The organism is Bacillus mesophilum (assembly GCF_008923265.1).
Classification (GTDB): domain Bacteria; phylum Bacillota; class Bacilli; order Bacillales; family Cytobacillaceae; genus Cytobacillus; species Cytobacillus mesophilum.
In genome coordinates, this window is record NZ_WBOT01000004.1 from 57,298 (window position 1) to 69,884 (window position 12,587).

General features: G+C 37.5%; 12 protein-coding genes and 1 riboswitch. All 12 genes read left to right on the forward strand.

All coding sequences use genetic code 11. The annotated features are described in order from the left end of the window. The first annotated feature begins 5 nt into the window (after positions 1 to 5). The 12 genes from F7732_RS13465 (at position 6) to F7732_RS13520 (ending at position 12,447) form a co-directional block, all read left to right on the forward strand. A complete protein-coding gene (locus F7732_RS13465; protein WP_151574565.1) occupies positions 6 to 1,022 on the forward strand; it encodes an ABC transporter permease in 1,017 nt (338 codons plus the stop codon). After that, a complete protein-coding gene (locus F7732_RS13470) occupies positions 1,019 to 2,083 on the forward strand; it encodes an iron chelate uptake ABC transporter family permease subunit (protein ID WP_066450176.1) in 1,065 nt (354 codons plus the stop codon). Before F7732_RS13465 ends, F7732_RS13470 begins: the two co-directional genes overlap by 4 nt. Beyond that, positions 2,080 to 2,832, forward strand: a complete 753-nt coding sequence (locus tag F7732_RS13475; RefSeq protein ID WP_066450172.1) for an iron ABC transporter ATP-binding protein — start codon at positions 2,080 to 2,082, stop codon at positions 2,830 to 2,832. The genes F7732_RS13470 and F7732_RS13475 overlap by 4 nt, the downstream gene beginning before the upstream one ends. Before the next feature lie 49 nt (positions 2,833 to 2,881). Continuing rightward, the gene (locus F7732_RS13480; protein ID WP_151574566.1) at positions 2,882 to 3,604 is read left to right on the forward strand and encodes a dihydropteridine reductase; all 723 of its coding nucleotides are present in this window, start codon (positions 2,882 to 2,884) and stop codon (positions 3,602 to 3,604) included. Positions 3,605 to 3,674: 70 nt separating this feature from the next. After that, positions 3,675 to 3,772: riboswitch (SAM riboswitch) on the forward strand. Positions 3,773 to 3,858: 86 nt separating this feature from the next. Next, positions 3,859 to 4,611: a cyclase family protein gene (locus F7732_RS13485; RefSeq protein ID WP_151574567.1), complete on the forward strand. Its 753-nt coding sequence runs from the start codon at positions 3,859 to 3,861 to the stop codon at positions 4,609 to 4,611. A gap of 218 nt (positions 4,612 to 4,829) precedes the next feature. Then, complete coding sequence (locus tag F7732_RS13490; RefSeq protein ID WP_066451784.1) at positions 4,830 to 5,321, forward strand: YehS family protein; 492 nt, start codon at positions 4,830 to 4,832, stop codon at positions 5,319 to 5,321. 233 nt (positions 5,322 to 5,554) lie between these two features. After that, positions 5,555 to 6,664 carry a phosphatidylglycerol lysyltransferase domain-containing protein gene (locus tag F7732_RS13495; protein ID WP_151574568.1) on the forward strand — a complete coding sequence of 370 codons (1,110 nt, stop codon included), beginning with the start codon at positions 5,555 to 5,557 and terminating at the stop codon, positions 6,662 to 6,664. A 36-nt stretch (positions 6,665 to 6,700) separates the two neighbouring features. Next, positions 6,701 to 7,090: a GtrA family protein gene (locus tag F7732_RS13500; RefSeq protein ID WP_151574569.1), complete on the forward strand. Its 390-nt coding sequence runs from the start codon at positions 6,701 to 6,703 to the stop codon at positions 7,088 to 7,090. A 175-nt stretch (positions 7,091 to 7,265) separates the two neighbouring features. Then, the gene (locus tag F7732_RS13505) at positions 7,266 to 7,952 is read left to right on the forward strand and encodes a response regulator transcription factor (protein ID WP_151574570.1); all 687 of its coding nucleotides are present in this window, start codon (positions 7,266 to 7,268) and stop codon (positions 7,950 to 7,952) included. Beyond that, positions 7,952 to 9,217 carry a HAMP domain-containing sensor histidine kinase gene (locus tag F7732_RS13510; RefSeq protein WP_151574571.1) on the forward strand — a complete coding sequence of 422 codons (1,266 nt, stop codon included), beginning with the start codon at positions 7,952 to 7,954 and terminating at the stop codon, positions 9,215 to 9,217. The genes F7732_RS13505 and F7732_RS13510 overlap by 1 nt, the downstream gene beginning before the upstream one ends. Positions 9,218 to 9,338: 121 nt before the next feature. Further along, the gene (locus tag F7732_RS13515; protein ID WP_151574572.1) at positions 9,339 to 10,100 is read left to right on the forward strand and encodes an ABC transporter ATP-binding protein; all 762 of its coding nucleotides are present in this window, start codon (positions 9,339 to 9,341) and stop codon (positions 10,098 to 10,100) included. A gap of 10 nt (positions 10,101 to 10,110) precedes the next feature. After that, complete coding sequence (locus tag F7732_RS13520; protein ID WP_151574889.1) at positions 10,111 to 12,447, forward strand: ABC transporter permease; 2,337 nt, start codon at positions 10,111 to 10,113, stop codon at positions 12,445 to 12,447. Positions 12,448 to 12,587: the final 140 nt, after the last annotated feature.

Consider the following 12,587-nt stretch of genomic DNA (forward strand, 5'->3'; position numbering starts at 1 on the left):
ACATAGTGCAAAATAATATCATAACCGGGATTGAGAAAAATTCTCAATCCCGGTTGTATAACCAAAATAAAATATGGACAAAACCTTTTATACTAGCCATTATTGTTGTATTTGGCTTAGGGGTCATTTCGCTGTTTACTGGAGTCTATGATATAAGCGGACAAGAAGACGGGATGGAAATGTTTTTTATCACTCGTGTGCCAAGAACAGTTGCACTCATGCTTACCGGAGCTGCGATGGCAATGGCAGGGCTTGTTATGCAGCTTATTACACAGAACCGTTTAGTTGAACCTACCACAACAGGTACGATTGAGTGGGCAGGCTTGGGGCTTCTAGTTGTTTATTTATTTGTTCCAGGTCCATCTTTGGTTCTTAGAATGACGGGTGCAATCATTTTTTCATTTGTGGGCACCATGATTTTCTTTTTATTCTTAAGAAGGGTCAGACTTCGTTCCTCTTTAATTGTACCGATTATTGGTCTGATGCTGGGTGCAGTCATTTCTGCTGTTTCCACCTTTTTAGGACTCTTTTTCCAAATGTCGCAAGTGATTGAAGGCTGGTTTGTCGGTTCTTTTGCGTCTGTTCAGGCTGGAAGGTATGAGTATTTATGGATCATTGTCATTGTAACAGTTCTTATTTTTATATATGCAAACAGATTGACTTTAGCTGGCCTTGGAGAAGATGTAGCAACAAGTCTTGGAGTTAATTATAATACGCTCATTCTTTTGGCTAATGGCCTTATTGCGGTTGCAGTTGGTATTGTTGCAGCAGTAATTGGGAACTTGCCTTTTTTAGGTTTAATTGTCCCAAATATCATTTCCATGATCAGAGGAGATGATCTTAGAAGTAATTTGCCTTGGGTATGTTTGATCGGTATGGGGACGATTACTCTATGTGACATCATTTCTAGAACCATTATTATGCCTTTTGAAGTACCTGTCTCTTTAATACTTGGATCAGTCGGATCGGTTGTGTTTATTTCGATCTTATTGAGACAAAGAAAATCAAGGAGGCTAAGATGAACGCTTTAGAATATAAAAAGAAAGAAAATATGAAGAAAATCGATTTTAGCCTCCATAATAAAAGCAGGTCTGCTAGTGCTTTTCGCACGAAGAAGGATGAAAAACGGTATTGGATTCTGCTTATAACATTGATTGCTTTGGGTCTTCTCTTTGCATTCGGCCTTTTGGTTTATAACAATCCGGTACCAGTTGATTCACCTTCGTTCATTCCAGTTGTTGAAAGAAGGATCGTCGCTGTTGTGGCCATGCTGATTGCGGCCATTTGCCACAGTTTGTCGACTGTTGCCTTCCAATCCATTACGAATAATCGCATTATAACGCCTTCTTTATTAGGCTTTGAATCACTGTACTCAACCATTCATACGAGTACAATGTTTATTTTTGGTGCTAGCGCAATGGTGAGTTTTAGCGGCATTGGACCATTCTTTCTTCAAGTTTGTCTTATGGTCTTAATGAGTTTGATCCTGTATGGCTGGCTGCTTTCGGGGAAATATGGGAATTTACAGCTTGTGCTTCTGATAGGAATTATTATTGGAACTGGGCTGAATACGATATCCGCTTTTATGAGGAAACTCCTTGCGCCATCAGAATTTGACCTTCTGCAGACAAGATTAATTGGTTCTGTTAATAATGCCGATCCAGCATATTTTCCGATTGTCATTCCAATGGTCATCATTGTCGCATTATTGCTTTATGTTTTTTCCAGGAAGTTAAATATATTGTCACTTGGAAAAGATGTCTCTACTACTTTTGGCGTTAAATATCAATCAAATGTCATTTACACACTGGTACTTGTCGCTGTTTTAATGTCGATATCAACCGCTTTAGTTGGACCGCTTACGTTCTTTGGCTTTTTAGTTGCCATTTTGAGTTATCAGGCTGCGCCAACTTATGATCACAAATATATTTTTCCAATGGCTCTTGCTATCGGGTTCTTTGTTTTAACGAGTGCATACTTTTTAATGTATCATGTATTTAATTCTCAAGCTGTTTCCGTTTTTATTGAACTGTTTGGCGGAATCGTATTTCTAATCGTCATTTTAAGGAAGAGGTCGCTATGATAAAGATTGAAAATGCTAGAAAGCTATATACGGAAGAAGTAAAAATTGGACCTTTGAATATTGAAATACCAAAGGCTGGGTTCACTTCTTTAATTGGACCCAATGGTGCTGGAAAGTCTACGACACTATTAATGATTGGAAGGCTTCTGGATTTGGATGAAGGTCAGATCATGGTAGCGAATATGGATGTTACTTCTTCGAAATCAAATGACTTAGCGAAAATTGTTACCATTTTGCGGCAGGAAAATCATTTTGTGACGAGGCTAACGGTTAGACAGCTGGCCGGGTTTGGACGCTTTCCTTATTCAAAGGGAAGATTAACGAGAGAAGATGAAGAGATTATCTCTAAGTATATCGATTTCTTAGACTTAACGGATCTGGAAGACAGATATTTAGATGAGCTTTCAGGCGGCCAAAGACAAAGAGCATATGTCGCAATGGTGCTTTGCCAGGAAACTGAATATGTGCTTCTGGATGAGCCTTTAAACAATCTTGATGTTGCCCGATCTGTTCAAATGATGGAATATTTGCGGCATGTTGCGAATGAATTTGGCAGAACCATTTTGACTGTTATGCATGATATCAATTTCGCTGCTAAATATTCTGATCGGATTTGTGCAATGAAAGAAGGACAAATTGCGGCTTTTGGCACTGTAGAAGAGGTTATGGATCCAAAACTTTTAACAGATATTTTTGAAACGAAAATTGAAATTATTGAAGGTCCTTATGGGCCGATAGCTGTTTATTAGATTATTAAATTATTAGATGAAAATGGAACACACAATGAGGAGGATCACCATGCAAATATATTGGGTGAAAATTAACAAGATTATTGAAGAAACACCTGAGGTGAGAACGTACCTGCTTGCCTGTCCGCAAGATTTTACATGGGAAGAAGGTTCTCACACCCACTTCGCATTAGAAGGTTTTAATGCAGGAGATAAACCCAACCGCAGTTTGATTCGCCATATGTCCATCTCCACTTTACCTCATGAAAATGCGATTGGAATCACAACACGCATTAGAGAGCAATGCTCTGAATTCAAAACGATACTAAAAAACCTTACAGTTGGCGATGAAGTTGCCATCTTTAAGACCCACTCAAATGTTCCGCTGAAAAGAGAAGGGAAAAATATTTATCTGCTGTCATCAGGTGTCGGCCTGGCAACCTTTAGACCGCTCTTACTTGATTTCTTAAACAGAGCTGACAATGTTAATCAAATTCATTCCTTAAACATCGATTCATCAAAGCAGTTCTTGTTCACAGATGTTTTTGCATCTGCACCAGATAAAAAGGTTACATCACAGTTCGTTGATAACCGTGAAGAATACTACGAAGAAGTGAAAAATCTGGCTGCAGACAAAGATGGTCTCTACTATGTTGTCGGCAGTGACGAATTCCTTGTGCAGAATATCAAAGTGCTTCTGGAGCAAGGCATTAAGGCTGAACAGATCATGCTTGATAAGCATGAACAGCAGCTGGCTGAGTTTCTGCCGCTTCACTTGTCAAATGAAAGATAAATACTTTTGTATTGACAGGTGAGTATATTAACTATATGGTAAATACAATAACTTAATATTTAGAAAATTTTTCTTATCCAGAGAGGTGGAGGGACTGGCCCTGTAAAGCCTCGGCAGCGAACTTTTAAGTTTGTGCCAATTCCAGTAGCGTGTGCTAGAAGATAAGAAGAGCGGCAGCAGTTTATGTTTATTTATCCCTCTTCTTATTTGTGAAGAGGGTTTTTTATTTTATAAAGATTGGTGAGGTGCTGGTAATGTCAACTGTAAAAAATGCGAATGATTTATTGCAGGCTATTGAGGTACTGAAAGGGAAGGAATGGGTCGATCTCACACATACATTTGGACCAGATTCTCCTCATTTCGCTGCATTTGAAGATGCAGAAATTCAAACACTTTTTACACATGATGATGGCTTTTTTGCACAGCGTTTTAATTTTCCTGGACAGTATGGTACCCATATTGATGCTCCTATTCATTTTGTTCGCAATAAGCGTTACTTAGAGGAACTCGGCCTAAAGGAATTGGTTCTGCCTTTGGTTGTCATTGATCAATCAAAGGAAGCGGAAGAAAATAATGATTTTATTCTAGGTGTTGAAGATATTCTAAAATTTGAAGAGGAGCATGGAACCATCGAAGCAGGCTCCTTTGTCGCATTGCGTACGGATTGGAGTCTTCGCTGGCCGAACAAGACTGCTTTTGAGAATAAGGATACAGAGGGAAATAGCCACACTCCAGGCTGGGGGATCGAGGCTTTAAAATTCTTATTTGAAGAAAGAAATATAAAGGCTGTTGGACATGAAACATTTGATACGGATGCAGCGATCGATGTTCGTAAAAATGGATCTCTAATTGGAGAATACTATGTACTGGAACAGGATACCTATCAGGTTGAATTATTAACCAATCTCAATAAATTGCCGGCCAAAGGTGCTGTTATCTTCAATATTTGTGCAAAGCCCGAAAAGGCTACAGGTTTTCCAGTTCGTTCTTTTGCTTTGCTGCCTTAAAAAAGAAAAGAGCCTCTCCATATGGAGGGCTCTTTCATTTTTGGAGAGATAATTGGTTATGATAAGAATATTAGCAAACCTTGAAAGAGGTTTAACGGAAACTTTATGAATTGAACGAAGATCAAATGATTTTATGTTAAAATGAGTAATGCCTTTTAGAAGGTATTCCACAAGTTTTTTTAAGCAGAACCGTACAAGTTATAGGAGGAAGTAGAATGATCGATAATAATGATCTATTAATCCGTTTAAGATATGCGTTAGAAATCAAAAATAGCCAAATGGCAGAGATTTTTAAACTCGGTGGCCACGAGGTTACCGTTCCAGAGGTAGTGAGGATTCTCAAGAAAGAAGACGAAGAAGAAGAGACAGACAGAATTAAGCTAACAAACAGCATGCTGAATTCATTCTTAAATGGCTTCATTATTTATAAAAGAGGGAAGCAAGAGCCAAAACCAGGCCAAGAAACTACTCCCGAACCACCCATCAAAAATAACTCAAGCGTGAATAACATCCTTTTAAAGAAGGTTAAAATCGCCTTGTCTCTCACAACAGAAGACATGATTGAAATATTCAAATATGCCGGCTTAAACGTATCAAAAGGTGAACTTGGTGCATTTTTAAGAAAAGAAGGTCATAAAAACTATAAAGTTTGTATGGACCATTTCGCGAGGAACTTTTTGAAAGGGCTAGCGATTAAGTATAGAGGTTAGGCGGTATTATAATGCTGCGAAAAAACAGCATCTACATAATTTGTAGGTGTTTTTTCGTGTTTTAAACACTGTACATACAGCAGAAACTCTACTTCCCTTAGAACCGTGGAACAATTCGTGAAACAAGATTTTTCGGGGCGTCACAGTGACCATAATTTGTTTATATGAACAAGGTCCCGTTTATGGTATGATCAAATCTGTGAAATTTATCTATTTATCAGGAGGAAGGACCTATGATTTTTATGAGAAATCTCAATTTTAATTTTCAAGGACAACAAGTAAATAGGGATTTATCTGAAAATCAGCAGCAAGTTCATTCTGATAAGCTGTTAGCTTTTTTAAAAGAAAAAGGCGGCAATCATGTGTCGCATTTGATTTTTTTACAAGATAAACAACAATTCTGGTCAAGTGATCAGAGTGTTTTAATTATGTATAAGCAAATTTTTAATAAATTCGTTGTTCTTGGCGATCCAATCGGAGACGAAGCACATTTTGGCAGAGCTATTAAAGAATTTAATGAATATTGTAAATGGAAAAAAGCAAAGCCGGTTTTTTACCAAGTCACTCCTCAATACATGCAGCTTTATCATGATGGAGGTTATCGATTTGTAAAACTGGGTGAGGAAGCTGTCATTAAGATAAATCAATTTACACTTGAAGGAAAAAAAGCGGGAAAATTCCGAAATACGATGAGTAAGTTTTCCAGAAGCGGCTTTTCATTTAGTGTGGCAGAGCCTCCGCATTCACAAATGCTGATTGCCGAAATTCAAGAAGTCTCCAATTCTTGGTTAGGAAGTCAAAAGGAAAAGGGCTTTTCGGTCGTTTCTTTTTGTCAAAATTATATTTCGCATTTTCCGATTGCGCTTTTGCGTGACGATTCCGGGCAAATTACGGCGTTTGCTACATTAGCCGATGATTATAAACAGACACTGAGCATTGATCTGATGAGAAAGACCGAGAGCAGTCTTCCTGGTGCAATGGATATGCTATTTTTAAGCATTTTTGAATGGGCTAAAAATAATCAATTTCAAGTATGCAGTTTAGGAATGGCGCCTCTTTCCAATGTTGGGGATGGTCAGGATTCTTTTATGGCTGAAAAGATGATACGTCAGGTCTATCGCTATGGAAATAAAAAATATAACTTTAAAGGCTTAAAAGAATATAAGAGTAAATTTGCAACAGATTGGGAGCCGAAATATTTAGCATACAAAAAATCCTTTTTGCCTGTGATTTTTCTTCAATTAATTGTTTTGATTAACCGAAAAAGACAACTACAAGAAAAAGCGATCATGAAGAGCAATGGCATGTTTATAAAAAAGGTTTTTAGAAAACTAGATTTTTAGCATCCGCTGTATGTAGATGGTAGTGAGGGGAAATATATGCTTTTGCAGAGAGATTTAATTATACGGTTTCTAAAATATAGCTTGGTCGGCTGCATCAGTGTGGGTGTATATTTTCTTTCTGTTTTTATTTTCATTGAAAAATATCAATGGGATCCGGTTATCGGATCTGCAGCTGCTTTTATCATCATGACAATTGTGTCGTTCTTAATAAACATACGGTATACATTTAACAGCCGTTTTACTCAGCGTAAATTAGTTCGGTTTTTATTAGTTTCGCTGGTTGGATTTTTATTGAACGTCATTCTTATATTTTTTGTTGTTCATATTCTTTCTTTTCATTACTTCATGGGAGAGCTGGTAACGGTTCTCGTGATTCCGCTGGTCAACTTTTTATTAAATAATTTTTGGACTTTTCAGGGGGAATAATATATTCTTCGCGTTTTTAAAAGGCACCTGCATATGTATGCAGGTGTTTTTGGTGTATACACATAGTACTAATTCGAACCGTGGAACAACTTGTGAAACAATATTTTTCGGGGCGTCACAGTGACGCCATATTCTTGTACAATAAATATAAAGCAGACCGAAAGGAGTTCAGCAGATGATCCTGGATTGTTTAATAGTCGATGATGAGGTTGCTTTGGCGGAGTCGACTTGTGAGTATTTTAATATGTTTGATGTGAAGTCTGAGTTTGTGACGGGGGCGGAGGAGTGCGAGCGCTTTTTGGAGGCGAATCAGCCGTCGTTAATTCTTCTTGATATTAATTTGGGAGATACGTCAGGATTTGACTTGTGTAAAAAATTGCGCCAGACTACACAGATTCCGATTTTGTTTATCAGTGCGCGTTCTAGTGATGATGATGTATTAATCGCCCTAAACATAGGGGGAGATGACTATATCCAAAAGCCCTATACACTGAGCATCTTATTGGCAAAAGTAAAGGCTGTACTTAAAAGATATGGCAGCAGTCAAAGAGGCAGTCTGGAAACTATAGAGTTCGGCAATATTCAAATTGATACAAAGCTGCACCGTGTATGGGTAAATGGAGTTGCTATTGGGCTCAAGACAATGGAATATAAGCTTCTTTCCTACTTGGCGAGTAATAAGAATCGAATTATCACAAAAGATGAATTGTTTCAGAATGTTTGGGGAGATGCCTTTGTAGGGGACGGAACCTTAAATGTCCATATTCGTCATTTGCGTGAGAAAATTGAAGAAAATCCTAAGGAACCGCAATACATCAAAACAGTCTGGGGAACAGGTTATGTTTTAGAGGATATCAGCTAATGAAAGTTAAGTTGTTAATTATGATCATTTTTGCTGTATTTAGTGCAGGTTTAATTTTCTCTATCCTCATTATAAAAAATAAAAATGTGCCAGTCGCCGATCTGGCTGCCATTAATGATGTGGTGAAAACAGCTGAAGCAAATTGGAGGAATTTCAGCGAAATGCCATTCAACAACAGTGACAACGAACAGTCTTTTGCTATCATTGATGATCAATCAAACGTGATCTATCAAACACCCGGCAATCATTTTACCGATTTATACGAAGCCGTAAGAAATAGGGATACTATTGTAGACATACAGAGTGATGACGAAACGGTTGGAAAGGTCATTATCCGCAATAATGAGCAAGAGCTTTTGCAGCAGATGAAGAGGGAATTAATCACTTTTGTAAGTGTTATATTTGGAATATTGATGCTAGTTAGTATTCTTTATATTGTTTATATTCATAGAACACTATTGAAACCATTTCAGCAGCTTCAGCACTTTGCAGCGAATATAGCGAGAGGTCATCTGGATATTCCTTTACCTATAAAGAAGGATAATTATTTTGGTGCATTCACAGAAAGCTTTGATTTATTGCGTGAAGAACTTGATGCAGCCAAACAAAGAGAATATGAATCTAATCAGAGCAAGAAGGAGCTGGTGGCGACATTGAGTCATGATATAAAAACACCTGTTGCTTCAATTAAAGCGGTTAGTGAATTAATGCTTGTGCAGGCAAATGATGAGAAAGTGAGAAAGCATGTGAACACGATTTATTCGAAAGCAGAACAAATTGACTTGCTCATAACGGATATGTTCCACGCTACTTTAAAGGAGCTGCAGCAATTAAAGTTAACGGTTACTGAAGTATCAAGTGAAGAACTCCATAATATGATTGAAAACGTCAATTATGATCAGCAAATTGTTTATGGTTCGCTGCCTCAGTGTATTATTCTTATCGATCCTGTAAGAATGCAGCAGGTCATAGATAATATTATTAGTAATTCATATAAATACGCAGGTACACAGATCAAGATCAGCTCTCAAATTAATCAAGGTTTCCTTGAACTCCACATAATGGATTTCGGCATGGGAATTAGTGAAGATGAAGTGCCTCTCCTTTTTAATAAATATTATCGGGGGAGAAATGTGAAAGGAAAAACCGGTTCAGGTCTGGGTTTATACATATCAAGGTACTTTATGGAAAGCATGGACGGCCAAATTAGCTGTCACAGCCGAGAAGAAGGTTTCACTGTCTCCCTTAAAATCAAGCTTGCTTAATAATTAAGAATCAGTTAAGAATTGCACAAAGATTTAATAAGAATTCATTTTGTATGATAAGACTGTACTCATTTTTACAGTCTTTTTTATTCTGTTAAATAGTAAGGGAGTTGCCAAACTTATGACAAAAACCATTATTAGAACGGAAAAGCTTTGTAAGACCTTCTCAAGTGGCGGAACGCAGCAGCATGTCTTGAAAAACTTAGATATCAGTTTACTGGAAGGAGATTTTACGATCATAATGGGCAGCTCTGGCTCAGGGAAATCTACTTTGCTTTATGCGCTTAGCGGTATGGATCAGCCAACTTTAGGTGAAATCGATTTTGCTGGTAAAAGTTTGGCAAAATTCAACAACGATCAGCTGGCTGTTTTTAGGAGAAAGCATTGCGGGTTTGTCTTTCAGCAAATTTACCTGCTTGATAATATGAGTGTGCTCGATAATGTGCTGACAAGCGGTCTCTTAGTTAGTAAAAATAAGAGGGAAATCGTTCAAAAAGCCAAAGAATTACTAAAACAAGTAGGGATAGAGGAAAACTCATGGGCTAAGTTTCCAGCACAGCTTTCCGGCGGTGAAGCACAGCGTGTTGGAATTGTAAGAGCCATCATCAACAGACCGATAGTATTATTTGCAGATGAGCCGACAGGTGCCCTGAATTCTGCTTCAAGTGACAGTGTTTTGGATGTTTTTACAGATATAAATACGAAAGGACAAAGTATTGTCTTAGTTACACATGATCTAAAAACGGCATTGCGGGGAAATCGCGTGATTTATCTAAAAGACGGAGTCATTTGCGGTGATTTGCAGCTAGGGGCATTTAGTGAGAATGAGAACCTTGAGCGTCTTGAAAAGCTCAAACACTTCCTTGCAGAAATGGGGTGGTGATGTGAAGATAATGAAACTAGCCTTAGCTAATATTAGAAAAAGTAAATCAGCTGCTGTCTCTTTATTTATCTTTATAACGATTGCTGCAATGCTTCTTAATATTGGCCTAATGGTCATCACCCAAATGAATCCTTTTTTTGATCGGAAAGTTGAGGAATTAAGAGATCCCCATGTAGCCATTATGATGGATCAAGCTAGTTATCATTCAGGATATGACGAATTTTTAACAAACTACTCTGGGGTAACAAAAACAGAGACAGAAGAAATTGTCATGATGAACCTTGCTAAATTTAATTATGGAAGCAGTGAGTTAACCAGCAGTGTTGCCATCTTTAATGCAGAAAACAGCCGAAGTATTGGACCATTAAAACTGATTGAAAAATTAGATACTTCAAGTGCCAACGATATTTTTGTTCCTTATAGTTTTAAAACGGATGGAGGATACAAATTAGGAGATAGCTTTACCATCAGATATCTTGGTGCAGTCTATGAATATCACATAGCTGGATTCTTAGAAACGACCATTATGGGTACAACCAACATCGGAGTTATGAAATTCATGCTGCCGGAGAGAGCCTTTCTAACACTGGCAGATCATGTAGATGATTCATCAAATGGAATCATTCTATCTGCACTGATGAAAGAAAAAACTGAATCTCCGAAGCTTTTAAATGATTTCACTAAGAGATTTCCGCAAACAATTGCAGGAGAGACTTCTTCCTATGTATTAGGATTGGATATTGAAATAGTGAAAAATGTAAGTACGTTAACCATTAATATTATTGCGACTATACTGGTAGCATTTGCAGCCATTATTGTGCTCATATCACTAATTGTTATTACATTCCGAGTTTCTAATAGCATTGAAGATGGAATGGGAAATATAGGTGTATTAAAGGCAATTGGCTATACCAGCAGGCAAATTCTTTCATCCATTATCCTGCAGTTTATCGTCATCGTTTTTTGTGCGGGGGCTGCTGGAATTGCTTTGTCATACGTCTTAATGCCCTTCTTCGGTGGTGCTATTTCATCCTTATCTGGCTTAGTATGGCTTCAGGAATTTGATGTTTTAATAAATTTTGTAAGTATCATGCTTGTCATTTTTTTAGTTGTGATCGTTACCCTGCTATCAGCCTTTCGAGTCAGAAGGATTTTACCTGTCGAGGCACTGCGCGGCGGCATTCAAACGCATAGTTTTAGAAAAAATTACTTTTCATTGGAGAAAGAGAGAGGGAATCTTCATTTCCTGCTTGCGATTAAATCAACGCTCATAAATGCAAAACAAAATATAATGATCTTCATTATAATTAGTGCATTAACTTTAGCTGCCATCTTTTCTGCAGTTCTGTACTATAATGTAGCTTCAGACAAAACTGCCTTTATTAATATATTCGGTACTGAACCTGCAAATGTAATGGTTAATGTGAAACCTGATGTCGATACAGGAGACATGCTGAATGACATTAAGAAAATAGATCATGTGAAAAATGTAAATTTATTCGACTTAATTACAGTAAAAATTGATGATCAAACTGTTTATACAAATGTTACACACGATTATAGCAAATTAGAAAATAATATAGTTTATGATGGCCGTCAGCCGATTCATGAAAATGAAATATCCATCTCATGGATTGTGTCCAGCCAAATCAATAAAGGTATTGGCGATACCGTTGAAGTAGAATATGGCAGTGAAAAGAAGCCTTATCTCGTAACTGGTCTCAGTCAATCTGTTGGGAATCTTGGACAGGTAGCCGCACTGACAATGGATGGCATGCAGCAATTACAATCAACATATAAAGGGACTTCTCTATATGTCTATTTGGAGGGTATATCGAATAAAGACTTTATGTATAAAGTTGAGCAACAGTACGGTGATCAGGTTTCTGAAACGTTAGATATTGACGATAATATTGAAACTCAAACGGGGATGTATACAGCTGCGGTATTTGCTGTGATGCTGATGGTTTTGACCATAACTGTTCTCGTTGTAGTACTAATTCTATATCTTGTGATCAAAACGGTCATTATTAAGCGTAAGAAAGAGTTTGGGGTCATGAAAGCAATAGGGTATACAACCCTTCAGCTCATGAATCAAATATCGATCAGTTTTCTTCCAGTTGTCACAGCTGGTGTAGTGATGGGTGGAATACTTGGTTATTTTTTCACGAATCCAATGCTGTCCCTATTACTCTCAAATGCAGGAGTTAAGCGGTTGGATTTCACCATTCATTTGCCAACCATCCTATTAATCTGTACAACGATCTTTGTTTTAGCATATGTTGTCTCCATGCTTGTATCGCGAAGAATTAAGAAGATATCTGCTTATGGGTTGATTACGGAATGAACAATTCTCTGCAAAAAAAAGCAAAAGAGCCTAATCCTGTTACAGGATTAGGCTCTATACGGTTGTGAAACATTTGCTGTGAAACAAGAAAAACCGGGGCGTCACTGTGACCGCTATTTACAAAATAAGGAATTAATTCT